Source organism: Pseudogulbenkiania sp. MAI-1, from assembly GCF_000527175.1.
Classification (GTDB): domain Bacteria; phylum Pseudomonadota; class Gammaproteobacteria; order Burkholderiales; family Chromobacteriaceae; genus Pseudogulbenkiania.
Genome location: NZ_AZUR01000001.1, coordinates 503,205 through 521,420, shown reverse-complemented (window position 1 = coordinate 521,420; position 18,216 = coordinate 503,205). Strand labels below are relative to the sequence as shown.

Here is an 18,216-nt window from a genome sequence, read left to right as displayed (position 1 = left end):
ATGCTGGGGTGCCTCTCAGTTCATCGACCTTTCAGCTTACTGCAGCAGCGACAGGGCTGCTTGCGGCAAGGCGTTGGCCTGACCCAGGATGGCGGTACCGGCCTGTTGCAGAATCTGGTTCTTGGTCAGGTTGGCCGTTTCGGACGCGAAGTCGACGTCGATGATACGGCTCCGGGACGCGGTCAGGTTCTCCACGTAGTTCTGCAGGTTGGCAATCACCGCGTCGAAACGGTTCTGTGCCGCACCGAAGGTGGAACGCAGGTTGGAAATCTGTGCAATGTCGGCATCCAGGCCGGCGATGTTGGCGGACGCGTTGGCCGAGGTCAGTACGTTGATTGTACCAGTTGCCGTCAGGGAAGAGGCATAGGTGTTCAGGCCGGAGGACACCGCGCTCGCACCCACGCCGTTGGTTGCCGCTGCCGAACCCAGGGTCGACAGGCTGATGGTGACCTGGTTGGTACCCGTGCCGTCGGCACCGACCTGGAAGGTCAGCGAACCGGAGGCGCTCAAGAGGGCCGTGCCGTTGAAGTTGGTGGTCTGGACGATCCGGCTGATTTCCTGGGTGAGCTGGTCGACTTCTTTCTGCAGTTGGGAACGGTTGGAGTCGCTCACGCCGCCGTTGGCCGCCTGCACGGCGATTTCACGGATACGCTGCAGGTTGTTGCCTACCTGGCCCAGGGCGCCTTCGGCCGTTTGCGAAACCGAGATGGCGTCGTTGGCGTTGCGAACCGCCTGGTTGTTGCCGCGAATCTGCGAAGTCAGCGTCTGGGAAATGGCCAGGCCAGCGGCATCGTCCTTGGCGCTGTTCACCCGCAGGCCGGAAGACAGGCGCTGCAGGGAGGTGGCCAGCGAGCTGCTGGAGGAACTCAGGTTCCGCTGAGCGTTCAGAGAAGCAATGTTGGTATTGACGACGATAGCCATGTCGATCTCCTTAAAGGGGGGCTCGGCGGGTTTAACCTATACAAGACGACTGCATTTTCATTTCCACCGCATACCCCCTTTATCGTCAGCATCCCAAAAGACTTTAGGATTTTTTTCTGGTGAGTGCGTCGAACCAGTCCCCGGCCCGATTTTCCAGCCAGTAGCCGTCGACCCACTGGCGCAGCCGGTCCCCTTCGGCGTGGCAGGTGCCCAGATCGTGCACCCGTTCCCGGATGGCCTCGACCCAGGCGGCCGTGGTATTGGGCACCCGCTTCACCGGGGCATCACCGGTTTGATAGGGGTAGATGTCGGTGCACACCACCGGCCATCCCAGCGCGCCGTATTCCAGCAGCCGCAAATTGCTCTTGGCTTCGTTGAAGGCATTGACCTCCAGCGGAGCGATCGCCAGGTCCAGGTTGAGGTTGGCCACGGCGGCAGGATAGCGATCGTACGGCAGCCACGTGGTGATGGCTTCCTTGACGTAGGGGCGAATCTCGCTGGGGCACATGCCCATGAAGACCCACTCCACTTCGTCCGCCAGTTCCTTGACCACGTCGAAGATCATGGCGAGGTCGCCCTGGTGCTGCTGGGCTCCGACCCAGCCGACCCGCGGCTTGCGGCCGACCGAACGCAGGCTGCTCAGATCGCCCCAGAGGTTCCGGTCCAGCGTGTTCGGCAGCAGCACGATATCGTCGATCATGCCCTGGCAGTAATCCGCCAGCGGCTGGGTGGAGACCACCAGCCGGTCGAACAGCTTCATGGCCCTGCGCAGCTTGGGCTTGGCGTCGCGGAAGTGCTTCTGGAAGTGGTAATAGGCCGAACTCTGCGACGGCACTTGCACGATCAGGTCGTCCAGCGAGCAGATATACGTGCTCTGCGGCCGGGTGTCCTTCATTTTCTCCAGCCATTTGAGTTCGGCTTCGCCGATCGAATTCTGGAAGTAGACGGTATCGGGACCCATCCGCTCCAGTTCCACCACGGTCGGCAAGCGCACCCCCTTGCCCCCACTGGGCTTGAGCACCGCGCTGTGGGCCATGCCCTGATGGGCCAGTTCGCCCAAGGGCTGGATCAGGCGATAGATGCCGCTGCCGCCGGACAGCGCCACCCCCATCAGCCGGGGCTTGTCGCGGATCTCGTTATCCCACGTCGCCGCGGTGCGGGTTTCCAGTTCGAATCCTTTGCCGGTCAGCGTCAGGCTGCGATGGTAGGCGGCATCCTTGGCCAGGCGCTCCTGCCAGCGATCCAGCATGCGTCGCGTAGCCTCCTGGGTGAGCTTGAGTTCCTGGTAGGTCGTCTCGATATCCGTCGCGGACTGCTTGTAGCCCACGCCGCCATGGGCCACGACATTGGAGAAGGGGGTGTAGGTCAACCTGTAGCCCTGCTCGGCCAGCCTCAGGCACAGGTCGACATGCCACAGCGGATTGCCCGCCATCTCGCCCGTCAGGCCGCCGGCCTCCTCGTAGGCCGTCCGGCGCACCAGCAGGCAATCGCCCGCCAGCGCCGAGTAATTCTGGACCAGCAACGCACGCGACATGTAGCCGGGCGACTTGATGTCCTCGCCGCTGAAGGCGTGTCCCGCCACCGCATCTTCCCCTCCCAGGCCCAGCACCATGCCCGCGCTGTAGACCTGGGCCGACTCCGGCGTCAGCAGCCTCGGCCCGACGGCGCCGACGTCCGCCCTCGTGGTCTGGCTCAGCAGGCGCCCCAGCCATTCGTCCTGCACGAACTCGGTATCGTTGGCCAAAAACAGCAGGAACTCCCCGCGTGCGCCGGCGGCGCCGAACCGATAAGCAGACACCGGATCGAAAGGTTCCGGGCAGGCCAGGATGCGGACCTTGCCGGGGTGGGTTTCCCTCAGATCGTCGTAATAGGCCAGCAGGTCCGGGTCCTCACTATTGCCGTCGACCACGATGATCTCGTAATTGTGGTAGCGCGTCTTGGCGAGCAAGGACTGGAGGCAGGGTTCGAGAAACTCCAGCTTCTCGCGGGTCGGGACAATGCACGAAACGAGCGGAGCCGGCTCGGGGACGGGGTAGTCGATGCGGATGGAGTCCGCCGTGTAGCCGGGCAGGAGTGCGGCCGCAAGGCCATTCCTCTCCAGAAAGCGCGACACGCTATAAATGCGGGCGTCTTCCTCGCTCGCCCGGTAGCCCGCCGGGAAGCTGAACCCCACCTCTGGGATGTGGCCCACGCTCGCATCGCCAAAGGCATCGGCAGCGCGCAGCACCGTGTCGTACAGCCACGCGGAGGCTTCCGGCGCAAAGCCGCCAAGGCGGCTCAAGGCGTCGAAACGGCACCAGACCGCCGCACCGATGTAATCGGTAGCCAGCAGCATGTCGAGGTTGAAGTCCGGCTTGAATCTGGGCTCGACCCGCTTGTCCTCGCCGGGGGTGGTGTCATGGTCGGTATAGATAACCTGCCACTCCGGGTGGAGCTCGCCATAGTCGCCCAGCTTCAGCATGGCTTCCGGGCTCAGCACGGTGCCTGGCGGGATCAGCGCCACCCAGTCGGACGGGATGTCCGCAATGACGGCATTCAGGGCCGCGCAGACCAGCTCCTTGTCGGAGGCATCGGCGATCTGCATCCAGCCGAGGAAATCCGTTTGCTGGAAGACCGGATCGACGCACTCCAGGTCGGAGACGACGATCAGGCGCCAATCCTTGTAAAGCTGGCGCTGCAAACTGTCGACGGTGGCGGCCAGCAGGGCGAGGTTGGAGGCATCGACGACCAAGAGCAAGTTGACGACCGGGCGCGTCTTCCACTGCGACAGCATCCGCACCGCGTGAGACTCCGCCTTGATTTCCGTGATCTGGTGCGTATTCAGCCAGACGGCGTAGCTTTCCGCGGGAATCTCGACCGGCAAGGCCGTACCGTCTTCCTTGTTCTGCCTGGCGAGCAGGAACTGCTCCCGTGCCCGCTGCAGTTCCTTGCCGGATACCGGATGACGCTGGTAGAGCAAGTGGTAGTAATCCCGCAGCTTGTGCCTGTGATTACGCAGCGTGTGATCCTCGCGGCTTTCGTCCTGGAACACCCTGACGGTGACTGTCGGCTCATGGACAAACGGCACCAAGGCGCTGAGCCGGATCAGGAAGTCCCAGTCCTCCAGCATGTCCAGCGATTCGTCGAAGCCGCCGACTTTATCGAGCAGGCTGGCCGGATGCGCCCAGGTGTCGGTGGGGATGAAATTCTGTACCAGCAGCCTGTCGCGCGAATACGGTATCTGGGCATAAGGCTTCGAAACCAGCTCTTCCCCGTTCTTCCGCGTCGTACGGTATTCGGCATCGGTGTACACGAAGGCTTCGGGATGCTGGAAGAACACGCGCGAGAGCACTTCGAGATGCTCGGGCAGGAAGATGTCGTCATCGTCGAGGTAGGCGACGTATTGGCCGCGCACCAGCTGCAGGGCCGCGTTTCTGGCTCCACCCGGCCCACGGGATACCCCGAGCGAGACGCTGTTTATCCGGGGCAGCTTGCTGCGGTAGCAATTGACGACGTCCTCGACGGCGCATCCGCCGTCGTTCGCCACGATGACTTCGAAATCCTGGATGCTCTGCCGGCACAGACTCTCCAGCGCCATCGCCAGATGCCGCAGGCGATTGCGGGTCGGAATCACCACCGAAAACATCGGGCGCTTGGGGATGGCTCGCAGCAAATGGCGATACTCCGGCGCGGCCTGCCCGCCCTCTGGAGCATGGGCTCCGGGGTTGGCCGTGGCAGCCGGCGACGAGAAGGAGGCGCTGTTTTTCATCAGCGAGTTGATGAAATTGATGACTTTGCACACCCGTTCCTCGATGAAGGCATGCCGCCCCGCCTCGTCCTTCAAGCGGTGCGCCTTGTAGAACTCGAACTTCCCGATGAACAGGTTGACGATGTCCGGAAGGAAATCGACCACCCTCGGCATGTTCTCGGCAGTCAGATAACGCTCCAGCAGAAGGGCATGCTCCAGGATGGCCAGCCCGGTCAGAGCGTAGCGGTCGCCCGACGAGGCTTGCGAGGCGTGCTGGCGGAAGATGGCGATGGGCTCGTTGACGAAGGCGCTTTTGACCCCTTCCGCCGCCAGGCGCAGAACGAGATCCCAATCGGTGGCGCGGAAGAAACGCTCTTCGGGAACCGCCACGAGGCTGCGGTCGAAGAACGGCCGCCCCGCCAGCAGTTCACGTCGGAACAGAGTCGTTCCCATGTTGATGTAACAGTCGTAACGCAGCAGATCGGGCAGCTCGTCGCGCACTGCGGCGTAGGACTGATTGGCCCAGCCGGGATGCGACAGGGGGTAATGCGCGCCATTCTCCTGCAGAAACGAATAACGACCGTAGACGAAGCCGCATTCCGGGTGCGCATCCAGCACGGCCTTCAGCCGTTTCAGGGCGCCGGGCTCCAGCAGATCGTCCGCGCCGAGCAGCAGGACGTACTCGCCGCGGGCCAGCGTCATCCCGTAATTGATGTTGTCCGTGGCGCCGAGATTGACCTCGTTGCGGTAATAGCGGATCTGCCCATTCCCGGCATAAGCCTGCATGACCTGGGGGGTATCGTCGCTGGACAGGTCGTCGCAGACGATGATCTCGATATCCGTCACCTCCTGCGTGAGCACGCTGTCGATGGCCACGGGAAGGAAATGCGCATAGTTATATGAGGGAATAACGACAGAAATCATCAAAGCCCCTACTGCAGTGAATGGAGAGGCGCATGCGCCTCGATATCGGAAAGCATCTGGACCACCCGATTGGCCCAGGCATACTCTTGTCTTATTGTATCGCTCGCCACCACCGAGATGGCAGCAAGGTCGCCGTCCAGCGCCGCCACGGCCACCTCACCGACGTCGTTCAGGCCATATCCGAAATAATGCGTGGCGTGCCGAAGATAGCGGTTCTGCAGTTGCCACTCCTCGTTTTGCTCCATCAGGATCGCACCTGTCAGCACCCCAGCAGGCAGTCGATCACGTATGTCACCTGCTCATCGCTCAGTTGGGGACCCATCGGCAGGCTGAGGATCTCGTCCGCTAACGCCGACGCCACCGGAAAGGCGTCAGCAGGCCATTGCCTCTGGTAGGCCTGTTGCCGGTGCGGCGGAATCGGATAGTGGATCAGCGTGTCCACGCCCAAGGCGCGCAATTGTTGCTGCACCAGGTCGCGCCGCGGGTGGCGCACGACAAACAGATGCCACACCGGGCTGGTGCGGGGGGAGACGGCGGGAAGTGTCCAGTCGCTACCGGCCAGTGCGGTGCAATAGCGGTGGGCAATGGCTTGCCGGCGGGCATTCCACGCATCCAGCCGTGGCAGCTTAACCGAGAGCACAGCCGCTTGCAGCGGGTCCAGCCGGCTGTTGATGCCGGGCCTTTCGAAACGGTACTTCTCGCGCGAGCCGTAGTTGCCCAGCATTCTTACCCGCTCTGCCAGGTCCGGATCGTTGGTGGTCACGGCGCCGCCGTCACCCAGTGCTCCCAGGTTCTTGCTGGGGTAGAAGCTCCAGGTACACAGGTCGAAAGCGCCGCCGACCGGCTGACCATCGTAGCGCGCGCCATGCGCCTGGGCCGCGTCGGCCACCACCCGGATGCCATGGCGGCAGGCCAGTGCGCTGATGGCCGCGATATCTACCGGTTGGCCATACAGGTGTACCGGCAGGATCAGCCGGGTGCGGGGCGTGATGGCGGCGGCGATGCCGTCAGCGGTGATCAGGTGGCTGTCAGGGTCCGGCTCTACCGGCACCAGGGTGGCACCGCACTGGCTGACGGCCAGCCAGGTGGCGATGAAGGTATTGCTGGGCACGATCACTTCGTCGCCGGGGCCGATCTCCAGCGCCAGCAGCGCCAGGCGCAGGGCATCTAGGCCGTTGCCGGTGCCTACGCAATAACGGCTGCCGCTGTAGGCGGCAAAAGCCTGCTCGAAAGCATGCAGCGCCTCGCCGCCGATGTAATGGCCCGAGCGCGCGGCCTGCAGCAGGGCATGCTCCAGCTCGGGCTGAAGCGCCTGGTAGCCGGCGGCAAGATCCAAAAACGGTACCCGCATCATGCCAGCGCCGCCTTGAGAAAATCGTCGTAGTCGCGGATGTAGTCGTCCTCGTCGTAGTAGGACGAGGACAGCACGGTGCACACGGCGCCAGATGAGAAATTGTCCAGCGCCCGCCACATCATCGGGCATACATACAGGCCGTAGTAGGAGCGGGCCAGGTGAAAGCGCTTGGCCTGCTTGCCGTCGTTCAGGATCACGTCAAAGCTGCCCGACATGGCAATGATCAGTTGGTGCATGCCCTTGTGGGCATGGGCACCGCGTTCGGCCCCGCCGGGAACATCGTAGATGTAGTAGAGACGTTTGATGTCGAACGGGATGTGATTGCCGCCCTCGACAAAAGACAGGTTGCCACGCGGGTCGGAAATTTTCGGAAGCTGGATGATTTTGCAGTCAGATAAAGCCATATCACACTGTCCATAGGGGCTTGTCGGTTAACACGGGGCCGCGGCTTGGGCGGCGCAACGGCCCGGATACTGGCCGGGCGCTTACAACACCAGCCCCTGCACGATGCGTTCGGGGGCCAAGTCCATGGCCTGCAAGTCCTGGTAGATGAACGGGGCGCTCTGTACCGCCGCAATCACCACTGGGAGGCTGTTTTCCTGCAGATAGGCAGGCGGGTAGATCGGCCTGTCCATGAAGCGCGTGCCCGCCAGATGCGGACGCGGATCGATAAAGCACGCCACCTCGCAAGCTTGCAGATAGCGCGATTTGCCCATCATCAGCCTGGCCTGCGCGCCGGTGCCCCATACCGCGATACGCGGCGTCCGGCTGGCATCGGCCAGGGTGCTGCCTATCGCACGATGTACGGCGGCGTAGTCTTCGGCACCCAGCCGGGGCAGGCGCTGCCAGATCAGGTCGTCCAGGAAGACGAATTCCGCGCCCAGCGTGTACAGGCGGTGGTAGAGGCCTGCAATGGCCAGTATCTCGTCCAGCGACAGCGATTCACTGCGGAAATCGCAACTGAGCTGGAAGTTGGCCGCAAGCAGTTGCCAGTGCTGCATCTGGTCGGCAAAGGCGTCCAGCTCGGCTGCGGCCAGATTGTTGTCCAGCGCGATGTACTTGATCAGGGTGTTGGCCGCCGACGCCTGCACATAGCGCTGCAGGTGTGCCAGCACGCGGTCCAGCCCGCTGAATTTGCGTATGGCCTGGAAGGTATCCTTGGTGCCGGCATCGATGCTGGTCACGATAAAGGCCTTGTCCTCGGCCAGCATCTGCGCCAGCTCCGGCAGGTACTTGGTGGCATTACTGATCACGCGCTGCCGTGTGCGGGGTACCGCCTGGGCCAGTTGTCCGGCCAGCGGGACAAACTGCTTGTCCAGCGTGGGTTCGCCGCCGCCCCAGACCACGTATTCGCAGTGCGCCAGCGCGCCGCTGTCCGCCAGCGAGGCGGTGACATGCGCCACGTCGTAGCGGGCTTTCTGCCCACTGTAATAGGTGGGGCTGCAGTAGGTGCAGCGCATATTGCAGACGGAGTGGTACTCCATCGACAGGTATTTCACGCCATCTGCCATCGGCGAGCCCCAGTCGGCAAAGCTCAGGAAGGGACAGCCTTCGCACTCGGGTGCACTGTTGCGGTTGATGTCGCGGTGCAGCCGCTGTTTCTCGCGCAAAACGTCGTCGTAAGTAAAACGGAATTGCGCGTCGTTACTGCCGTGCAGCAGTACCACGTCGCCTTTCATTTCCCCTTTATGGAAGTAACGCTTGCAGCAGGTGCGGATTTCGTCCGGCGCCAGGAACAGCGCGTGGTGCAGGTCGTAACAGCTCCAGGACTGGCGGGACAGAGTATCCAGTGTGGTCAGCAGCGCGCCGGCATCGGCACCTTGCTGCACCGCCGGCATGGCGGCCATGAAGGCGGCAAACATTTTCTGGTAGCGCGTTTCCAGTTGGCCTGCTTGCCGAGCGGGGGTAAGGACCACGCCATGCAGCGCGGCGGTGCGCCGCACCCGCTGGTACAGGCGGCACAGCACCGCGGTGGTGCTGTCGGTCTTGTGCACCGTGCCGCGCAGCAGGCGCACCAGGCGTGACGCCAGGATGTTGATGACAAACTCGGCAAACTCGGCCTGCACGGCGGCCATCCGGCCTTGCCGTAGCAGCGCGGCGTGGATGTTGTCGATGGCATCGAAGTAGCCATCGGCATGCCGGGTGCCCAGGGTGTTGACGATGGAGCCGGCCTGGTTCCACTTGCGGTACAGCACCTGCGGCAGCACCGCGATGCGCCGGGCGCTGCTACAGGCATGAAAGGAAAAATCCACGTCCTCGTGATAGCCGCTGCGGAAGCGCAGGCTGGTCCGGTGCAGGAAGTCACGCCGGTACAGGTGAAAGATCACTGAAGGGTCGATACGGTTGCCCAGATAGGCGAGGATGCGTGCCTGGGGGGCTGCCTGCAGCAGCGGCAGATCTTCCCGCTCGCCTTTCTCTGGCGCGCCAGCGGCGGTCGAGTAGCACCAGTCGAAGGCCAGCATGTCGATGTCGTCCGGCTGGCCGGCCAATTGCGGCAGTAACTGGCAGATGGCCTGCGGTGCAAACTCGTCATCGGCGTCCAGAAAGCCTATCCAACTGCCGCGTGCCGCTTCGATGCCGGCATTGCGGGCCATGCCGGGACCGCCGTTGCTGGCGGTGCGCAATACCCGGATGCGTGCGTCCTGTGCCGCCAGGCTGTGCGCCTGTGCCAGGGTGTCATCCTGCGAACAGTCATCAACGATGATCAGCTCGATGTCGCAGCCGGGTTGTAGCGCGCTGCGGCTTGCCCGGGCCAGCGTGGCGGCGGCATGGAAGGCGGGAACGATGAGGGAGAGCAACATGGCGTGGCTCACGGAGCGGTTAGCGGTACGCGCTGGCCGGTGCGGGCGGCATCGGCCATGGCCTGCAGGAAGGCCAGCCCGCTGCTGGCAAAGTCGGCGCCGAACACCTCGCCGGATTGCCAGCGGCCATGCTGGCGGTAGGCCAGCAGGCAGTGGTGGATATCCTGGTACAGGTTGGCAAATGCCTCCACGTAGCCGGCAGGGTGGCCGCTCTTGAAGCGGTTGTAGCGGGATTGGGCCGCCACCGGCATGTCGCCGCCACGGTCCAGGATTTCGATGCTGCCATCCTTGTAGTAGAGCCTGAGTATTTCCGGCTCGGTCTGCAGCCACTCGACGCTAGCCTGGTCGCCGTAGAGGGCGATCTTCAGGCCGTTGCGCTGCCCCAGCATCGCCTTGCCGAAGGTAAAGCTGCCATGGATGCCGTCGCTGAATTCGACCGAGGCATTAACGTAGTCGATCACCTCCGGAAAGTGGCCGTAGCTGGCGTGGAAGGCAGCCACGCTGGTTGCCGGCAGCCTAGTCAGATAATGCACGATCTGGTGCAGGTGGGTGCCCAGGTCCAGGTACACCGTCGGGATGCGGCCATCACGCAGGCGCCAGGCCTGCGGCTGCATGGGTTTGCCGCTGCGGTCCTGGCGCAGGAAGCCCTCTTGCGGCATGTCGGCGCGGAGATGGCACAGGCGGCCGAGCCTGCCGCTGTCGACGATCGCTTTCATCTCGCGCAGGCAGGGGTAGCCGGTGTAGTTGTAAGTCATGGCCAAGAAGCCCTGCGTCTGCTGCTGGACGGCGCTGACCTGGCGGGCATCGTCCAGGTCGGCGACCAGCGCCTTCTCGCAGATGACCGGCAAGCCGGCTTGCAGGGCGGCAAGCAGCGGCTGCAGATGGTCGGAGGTTGGCGTGAGGATGACTACCGCGTCCAGCCGAGAGGCTTCGCCGGCGATCAGCGCTTCCGCGGTGTCGTAGACACGCTGCGGGGCCACGCCATAAAAGCGGGCGCTATCGTGGTTGATACCGGCATCGCGGCTGAAACAGCCTGCGGCCAACTCGTAGATCCCGTCCAGTTGTACGGCACCGAAGTGGGCACGACCGACGGCAGAGTTGATGCCGCCGCCGATAAAGCCGATCTGCAGTTTGCGCGGGGTGGCCGGCGTGGCGTGCAATGGGGTGTCAGTCATGTTGGCGCTCTAGAGTGTTGGCCGGAAACAGGCTGCCCAGCTTGGGCGTCAGGTCAAACAATGTGGCGGTGTCGGGCAGCCGGGCAAATACGATGGCGGCCTTGCCGTAGGGGGCGGCTCTGATGCTGGCGGCACTGTCGGCCAGTGGGAAAATGCGCACGTCCTGCGCTGCCGGTATCTGCGGGGATAGCGAGAAGAACACACTGTCCTGCGCAAAACTGATGGTATGGCGCGCCCAGCAGGCGGCGGCAGCGGGCTGGCCGCCGCGCATCGGCAGGCCAGCAAACGGGGCCACGTAGTTTTCCAGATAGGGCATGCCGGTGGAGAACGTCACCAGGTGGTAGTACAGGTCGCCGGGGCAGCGGCGCATCGGTTCGATCAGGTAGGGCTGGCCATCGTGATCGATAAACTGGGTGTGCAGCAGGCCGTCGACCAACTGTAAGGATTGCACCAGGCGCAGGATTTCCTGCCTTACGCGGTTCTTGACCGTGTCGGACAGGCGGGAGGGCGCGTTGGAGCAATCCACCTGGTAGGGGTAGGTCTGGCAGAACTCGTCGACAAACACATCCTGCAGGATATGACCGTCCTGCAGGAAGGCCGAGTGGCTGTGCAGGCTGCCGCTAATGAACTCTTCGACCACGGCGGTGCCGCTACGTGAAGACTGCCTGGCGGTGGCGATGGCCGCGTCCAGGCCTTCGTAGCGCGTCACGCGCTGCATACCTCGGCCGCTGAAGCTGTCGGAGGGCTTGACCAGCAAGGGCAGCGACAGCGCCTGCAGGGCGGCGGTGTCGTCCGCAGCGCAGGCGCGCGGCGTGCTCAGGCCGATGGCCTGGGCGTGGGCGCGGAAAGCGGCCTTGTTGTGCAGGGTGGCGGTGACCTGCGGGCTGTCGTAGCCGGGCAGACCCAGCAGGTTGGCCGCATGGCTGGCCGACAGGTAGGCATAGTCGTTGCAGCTGGGGCAGACATGGCGGTAACCCTCGCGCTGGATCAGTGCCAGCAGTGCCTGCGGGTCGGCGTAATCCAGCGGGTGGTAGGCGTCGGCCAGGGCGACGCAGGGGTCGTCGGGCTGCGCGCCGCAGACGGCCACCAGAAAACCCTGTTGCCGCAGCGTGAGCAGCAGCGGGGCGGCACTGAAACTGGTGCCTACCAACAGGATCCAGGGCTTCATCGCAGGATGTCCGTCAGGATCTGCTGCACGCGGTGATCCCAGGTGTGCTGCTCGCAGATCAGCCGGTAAGCCGCGTCGCTGATGGCGCGGCGTTTCTCCGGATTGTCCAGGAGGTCTCGTGCCGCAGCATTGAAGTCGGACAGGTCGTACTCCACAAAGTGGACACCGGGTTCGAAACCCAGCTCGGTTTCTACCGGCGTACGGTTGGCCATCAGCGCGCCGCCCCTGGCGGCCATGCACTCGAATACCCGCGGGTGGGACAGGGTGCCGCCGTTGTGCAGGTTGATGGTGGTGGCACGGAACACCGCGTCGTTCTCCTGGCGGGTGGCCAGCATGCCCTGGAAATAGGGCAGGAACTCGGCCCAGCTTTGCCACTCCGGCGTGCCGTAGATCCGGCAACCGCGACCCAGCGACAGCACCTGCCGCGTCAGGCGCAGGCGGTTGAAGGCGCGGAAGTATTCCTCGCGGAACAGGCGCAGGGCGTCGGCGGGCAGATAGCGCGAGCTGGTGCCTTGCTGGTTCAGGAAGGTTTCCACAATGCTGTCCAGCTGTTCCAGCGAGGTGTCCAGCGAGTGTTGCTGGGTGCGTTCCAGGTAGCTCAGGTAGTCCCAGCCGGTGAAGCGCTGGAAGGCGTTGATCTGGAAACTGGCATCCAGCAATGGTGCCGGCGGGATATAGCCCACCAGCGAGAAAGCGGCGTCGGGCGCGCCGGCGGGCGGCGTGGCGGCCGGCGTGGCGGCAAAGCGCAGCGTGCCGGTGAAACGTCGCCCTTGCAGCGGGATGACGTTCTGCAAGCGGCGGGTGGCGAAGTAGCAGATGTCGCTGGGGGCGTTTTCGCTTTGCTGGCGGTAGTCGTTCTGGCCAAACTGGTTGTCCTGTATCCAGCGCAGGTGCAGCGTGTGCCGCAGGCTCTCCATTGCGGCAGGGCGGGGGTGGTTGATCGACAGCACGGCTTGCGGCATGAAGCTGCCCAGCAGCGCGCGCATGGAGTCGTCCCCCATGCCATCCACCATCAGCAGGCAATCGACCCCGGCTTTCTGGAAGGCCTGGCGCAACGCCATCCCCTGGTTGAGATAAAACAGGTAGGCCGACGGGATCAGGACGAGAATGCGCTGGATTGCGGGTTTCGGGGGGAAGGTTGGCCGGCTCAAGTAGGGATCTCCACGGCTATTTCATTCGGCATAGTGTAGCCTTGTTCTTATAGATAGCACTAGCAGCCTGCCGGACCGAGTGTAAGCATCCAACCCACCCGCCTGCCCAGCCGCTTCAGTCCGAGCTAAGAGCAGCCAGCGGCAACAACTCGTCGATATGGCGGTTCGGCCAGGCCGGCAGCTTTTACAGGGTGGTCCTTCGGTAGAGTCCACGGAAGGGCACCTCGAATTACCGCCCCTTTGAGCTGACCTCGCCGTGATGACGGTGCGACCAGGCGGTAGCGATCATAGCCGCGGCGCACGGCGTGGCCCTGCGCCTCCCAAGCCTTGGCAAATCCTCCCAGCAAATTGACGTAGTATTCGGGATTGCCAAAATTGGAATAGCTCAGGGCTAGGCGCATTCGAGTCGGCCCTTAGGTCCGCTTCTTCAGATGAAGTTGATATGTTCCGGTGGGTTCTTCAGATCCCAAAGGAATTTGTTCACATAGTCCTGACGGCATCCAATGGCGCAGTCCTTGTGGACATCGACCGATTCGCTGACATCCTTGTGTACCGCCCAATAGCGGTCGCCCATCACCATGTCGAAGAACGACTGCTCGTGCAGGTCGCCGATATAGAACCGCTCCTTGTTGAAAAACGGCCCACAGGGGTAGACCTTGCCGTTACCGGAGATCTGCAGCAGGAAGGGCGTGCCGTGACAGACGTCGTACTTGCGGAAGCCGTTCTTGTACAGGGCCGATTCCGAGGCGGCATTGATCTTGTTCCACTTGGCCTGGACTACGTAGTCGGCGGTGGAATAGCCTTCGGCCTCCTTCAGCACGTCGCCGATGGTCAGGTAGTCCTCGTACTGGATGCCGATTTCCTTGTATTCGGAGTCCGAGCAGTGCTTGATGACGAAGTAATCGACGCCCAGTTCGGCGCCGAGCCGGGCCTCCGGGATCACCTCGTCGAAGCATTCCGGCACCAGCACCATCTGCAGGCCCAGCGTGCACTTGTAGCCGTATTCCTTCTTGATGCGCACCAGCTCGCGGATCTTGTCGATCAGCAGGTCGAAGTTCTCCTCCCGCGACTGGTGAACGCGGCGGAACCCTTCCCGGGTGCCGGCCGACAGGTTGAAGCGAATCCAGCTCATGTTCTTGAGCAGGTCGTGCGCGCGGTCCATGTCCAGCAGCAGGCCGTTGGTGGCCATCGAGGTGTCCACCCCCAGTTCGCCCGCGCGTACCGTGGCGTCATACAGCGCGGGGTTCAGCGTCGGTTCGCCGTCGCCGATGAAGCCGATCGAGCGCACGCCCAGGCGGCCGCAATCCTCGATGTAACGCAGCAGCGCCTCGCGGCCGATCATGGTGCCCTTGGTCATGTTCTGGACCACCGCGTAGCAGTAGATACACGCCGTATTGCAGAACTTGGTCAGGCCCATGTCGATGTGGATGGGCGCGAAACGCTCTCCCTTCTGCCAGGCCAGCAGCCGGTCGAGATGGTGCATCATCTTGTGCCCGTCGAAGCGGAAGCGCTGCGGCGGATTGCGGAAGCTGGGACCGGTGAACTGGTTGGGAACCTGCGGGTCCTCCCCCTCGCCGAGGCGGATCACGCCGACCTGGTTGCCTTCGCTATAGAACTGGATCTTCTGCCCGGTCGGCCGGTCCAGCTTGTAGCTGTCGATCAGGGCCGATTCGTCGGTCAGCGCCTTGCGGTTGACGATGACGTTGGAGGTGCGCAACTTGTGTCCGGGATTGCGTGCCAGCGGCGCGTCTTCGGGGATCATGGTGGTCGTTTCATGGCCGAAACGATTGATCCCCTTTTGCTTGTCGTGATCGCTCATGGCGGGTTACCTCGTGTGTGCTTAGAAGGGACCGGTAAACCAGTCACCCGGGACATCGTGATGTGGACGGGCCGGAGGCAGGGCATCCAGGGGCAGCTCGGGCAGGTCCAGCATGCGACCGACGCTACGCAGGATATCCGCGGCGCCGGTATAGAAAGCGCGGCTGATGCCGTAACTGGTGGGCTCGGGACAATCCGGCGCCGCCAGCCTTTGCGGCGGGCAGCGGAAGGACGACCAGTGCTCCATGGTCAGCCTGGCGATGATCTCGCCGGCCACCGAACCGGTGGCGGCCCCCGTGTCCAGCACCAGCAGGCGGCCGGTGCGCTTGAGCGAGGCGGCCAGGGTATCTATGTCGAGCGGCTTGATGCTGCGCAGATCGATCAGGTCGCAATACACGCCCATGCTCTCCAGGGCGCGGCAGGCATGGCTCGCTTCGGCCACCAGGTAGGACATCGCGACGATGGTGACGGCGTCCCCTTCGCGCAGGCGCTGCGCCTTGCCCAGCGGCACGCGCACGTCGCCCTGGGGCACCTCGCCGGTGGCGGAGTGCATCCAGCGGTGCTCGAGGAAGACCACCGGATCGTCGTCGAAGATCGAAGACAGCAGCAGGCCACGCGCGTCGGCGGCGCTGGCCGGCATCACCACCTTCAGGCCGGGCACATGGGCGAACCAGGCTTGCAGGTTTTGCGAATGGGTCGGCCCCTGCCCCCAGCCGCGGCCGAGGATCAGCCGCAAGGTCAGCGGCACGGAGTGCCCCTCGCCGAAGGTGTAGCGCCACTTGGCTGCGTTGTTCACCAGTTGATCCATGGCGAGCAGGAAAAAATCCAGCCGCTGGTGGCACATCACCGGACGCAGGCCTCCCAACGCAGCACCGATGCCCACCCCCGTCATCGCGTTTTCCGAGGTCGGCGTGTCGAACACCCGCGCCGCGCCGAAACGCTCCTGCAGACCGGCGGTGGTTCCGAAGATGGTCTTCGGATCGTCGATGCCCAGGCCGTAGCAGATCACCGAGGGGTCCAGCTCCATGGCCAGGTGCAAGGCATCGTTGATCGCCTGGGCGGCATTCATCGTACGCATCATGGCTGTCCCTCCAGCGCCGTGGCGTAGAGGCCGTCGAATGCGCTCTCCGGCGCGGGGAAAGGCGCCGCCAAGGCCTGTTCGAAAGCATGCCGGATGCGCTGTGACACGCGCCGTTCGGCATCTTCCAGCCAGTCGTCGGATACCATCGACACCCTGATCTGGTGCTGGAGCGGGTCCCGCTCCTGCCAGCGTTGCAGCTCGCCGGCCGGCCGGTAGCCCAGATGATCGTCGTCGAACGGGCCGCAATGCTCCAGCCAGCGGTAGGTGGCCATCTCGAGGAACACCGGGCCGCGCCCTTCCCTAAGGTGCGCCACCGCCGTGCCGGCGGCGTCGGCCACGGCTTCGGCATCGTTGCCGTCGACACTCACGGCATGCAGGCCGATCCCGGCGGCCAGGGCCGTCAAGGCCCGGCCCTGCGGCTGGCGCTTGCTCAGCGGCGAGTACACCGAATAGAGATTGTTTTCGCAGGCGAACAGCACCGGCAGCCGATGCACGGCGGCGAAGTTGGCCGCCTCGTAGAACACGCCCTCCTCCACCGCCCCATCACCGAGGAAGACGCAACTGACACCATGCAGCCCGCGCCGCTGCTGGGCGAGCGCCATGCCCACCCCCACCGGAATGCTGTTGCCGACGATGGCCGTGCTGGCCAGGAAACCGACGCGGCGGTCGGACAAATGCATCGAACCGCCCCGCCCGCCGCAACAGCCGCTGGCCTTGCCGTGCAGCTCGGCGATCAGCGCGTCGAGATCGCCTCCCTTGGCCAAGTAGTGCGCATGCGAACGGTGGGTGCTCACTGCCTGATCGCTAGCTTCCAGGGCGGAGCAGACACCGACCGCCGCCGCTTCCTGTCCGATCGACAAATGGACCGGGCAGCGCATCCGCTGGTCGGGATACGCGCGGGCGATGGCCTCTTCGGTACGGCGGATCAGCAACATCCGTTCAAGACGTGCCCGCGCCGGATTAAGCTCGGTATTCATGGCTCAGATAAAATTGATGTGCGGCACCGACTGGTTGAGCAGGCGGTCGAGGTAGCGGTTGACCTCGTCCATGCGGCAGTTCTTGCGGCATTCCCGGATATCGAGTTCGTGGCGGATGTGGCGGAAGCTCTCGCGGCGCCGCTCCCCCTCCCAGATCGCCTGGAAGCTCGTTTCGTTGAGATTGCCGTACTCGAAGCGCTGATCCAGCAGGTAGGCGCTGCAGCCGTAGACGCGGCCGTCGGCCATCACGTAGCCCCACACGAAAGGCGTGGCGTGACACTTCTGGTAACGCTGTGCCGGCGCCTCCAGGTATTTGTGCATGGTGTGGCTGCGGAAGATCACCTGGAAATCGGCGGTGTTGTACGTCGCCAGCTCCTGCTCCATCGCCAGGAAGGGGTTGTAGTCGATCCCTTCGTACTGGCGCGTCTCGCTGAACAGGTGCTGGGAATAGGGCTTGATCACCAGGTAGTCGGCACCGATTTCGTCGCGGCAGATACGCGCGAGCTCCACCATTTCCCCGGCATTTTCGGGCAGCAGCACCGACTGCACGCCGATGGTGCAATCGATGCCGTGGGCACGCTTGTACTCTACCGCATGGCGCAGATTGTCGATCACGCGCTGGAAATCGCGGCCGCGGGTACGATGGATGGCCGCGTAGGAAGCCTCGCTGCCGGCATTGAGCGACACCTTGATCCACGACACCTTGTCCAGCGACTGTTCGACAAAGACCTCGTTCAGCAGCACGCCGTTGGTGGTGAACGACACGTCGATGCCGGATGCCTTGGTCAGCGCGACGATCTCGTTGATCTTCTTGTGCAGCAGCGGCTCGCCCTCGCCGGCGTACATGATGCTCTTGACGCCCAGGCGGCCCATTTCGGGCAGTCGCTGTTGGAGCATCTCGTAATCGAGCATCACGGCCTTGTAGCCGATGTAGTCGACGGCACAGAAGGTGCAGCGGTGGTTGCAGGCCCCCACCGGCGACAGTTCGAGGTAGATGGGGTAGACCTGCCGGGCTTTTTCCCAGTCGTCCCCGACCTCGATCAGATCGGCGACTCGGCGCGGATGATAGACCAGCTTGTGGCTATCGATCAGAAACTTGTCCATGGCTTTTGCCCCGGC

At 63.8% G+C, this 18,216-nt stretch carries 13 protein-coding genes; all 13 read right to left on the bottom strand.

What is annotated here, in order from left to right; all coding sequences use genetic code 11:
- Window positions 1–36: 36 nt before the first annotated feature.
- The gene (locus tag PSEMAI1_RS0102415; protein WP_024301329.1) at window positions 37–921 is read right to left on the bottom strand and encodes a flagellin; all 885 of its coding nucleotides are present in this window, start codon (window positions 919–921) and stop codon (window positions 37–39) included.
- A 103-nt stretch (window positions 922–1,024) separates the two neighbouring features.
- On the bottom strand, window positions 1,025–5,572 hold the full coding sequence (locus PSEMAI1_RS20830) for a glycosyltransferase (RefSeq protein ID WP_084612608.1): 4,548 nt from the start codon (window positions 5,570–5,572) through the stop codon (window positions 1,025–1,027).
- 8 nt (window positions 5,573–5,580) lie between these two features.
- A complete protein-coding gene (locus PSEMAI1_RS0102405) occupies window positions 5,581–5,817 on the bottom strand; it encodes a hypothetical protein (protein WP_156943074.1) in 237 nt (78 codons plus the stop codon).
- Between the two features lie 14 nt (window positions 5,818–5,831).
- Complete coding sequence (locus PSEMAI1_RS0102400) at window positions 5,832–6,926, bottom strand: DegT/DnrJ/EryC1/StrS aminotransferase family protein (protein WP_156943073.1); 1,095 nt, start codon at window positions 6,924–6,926, stop codon at window positions 5,832–5,834.
- Window positions 6,923–7,330 (bottom strand): FdtA/QdtA family cupin domain-containing protein, encoded by a 408-nt coding sequence (locus PSEMAI1_RS0102395; RefSeq protein ID WP_024301325.1) that lies wholly within the window; start codon window positions 7,328–7,330, stop codon window positions 6,923–6,925. Before PSEMAI1_RS0102395 ends, PSEMAI1_RS0102400 begins: the two co-directional genes overlap by 4 nt.
- 81 nt (window positions 7,331–7,411) lie before the next feature.
- A complete protein-coding gene (locus tag PSEMAI1_RS0102390) occupies window positions 7,412–9,727 on the bottom strand; it encodes a glycosyltransferase (protein ID WP_024301324.1) in 2,316 nt (771 codons plus the stop codon).
- Between the two features lie 8 nt (window positions 9,728–9,735).
- Entirely contained in the window at window positions 9,736–10,902 is a 1,167-nt protein-coding gene (locus tag PSEMAI1_RS0102385; RefSeq protein ID WP_029770451.1) for a Gfo/Idh/MocA family protein, read from the bottom strand.
- The gene (locus PSEMAI1_RS0102380; RefSeq protein WP_024301322.1) at window positions 10,895–12,070 is read right to left on the bottom strand and encodes an acetyl-CoA carboxylase biotin carboxylase subunit family protein; all 1,176 of its coding nucleotides are present in this window, start codon (window positions 12,068–12,070) and stop codon (window positions 10,895–10,897) included. The genes PSEMAI1_RS0102385 and PSEMAI1_RS0102380 overlap by 8 nt, the downstream gene beginning before the upstream one ends.
- Window positions 12,067–13,221 carry a glycosyltransferase gene (locus PSEMAI1_RS0102375; RefSeq protein ID WP_024301321.1) on the bottom strand — a complete coding sequence of 385 codons (1,155 nt, stop codon included), beginning with the start codon at window positions 13,219–13,221 and terminating at the stop codon, window positions 12,067–12,069. Before PSEMAI1_RS0102375 ends, PSEMAI1_RS0102380 begins: the two co-directional genes overlap by 4 nt.
- Before the next feature lie 427 nt (window positions 13,222–13,648).
- Window positions 13,649–15,040, bottom strand: a complete 1,392-nt coding sequence (locus PSEMAI1_RS20420) for a radical SAM protein (protein ID WP_024301320.1) — start codon at window positions 15,038–15,040, stop codon at window positions 13,649–13,651.
- Window positions 15,041–15,061: 21 nt separating this feature from the next.
- Window positions 15,062–16,120 (bottom strand): alpha-ketoacid dehydrogenase subunit beta, encoded by a 1,059-nt coding sequence (locus tag PSEMAI1_RS0102365; protein WP_198019571.1) that lies wholly within the window; start codon window positions 16,118–16,120, stop codon window positions 15,062–15,064.
- Complete coding sequence (locus tag PSEMAI1_RS0102360; RefSeq protein ID WP_024301318.1) at window positions 16,117–17,097, bottom strand: thiamine pyrophosphate-dependent dehydrogenase E1 component subunit alpha; 981 nt, start codon at window positions 17,095–17,097, stop codon at window positions 16,117–16,119. Before PSEMAI1_RS0102360 ends, PSEMAI1_RS0102365 begins: the two co-directional genes overlap by 4 nt.
- Before the next feature lie 3 nt (window positions 17,098–17,100).
- Window positions 17,101–18,201 (bottom strand): radical SAM protein, encoded by a 1,101-nt coding sequence (locus tag PSEMAI1_RS0102355; protein ID WP_024301317.1) that lies wholly within the window; start codon window positions 18,199–18,201, stop codon window positions 17,101–17,103.
- Window positions 18,202–18,216: the final 15 nt, after the last annotated feature.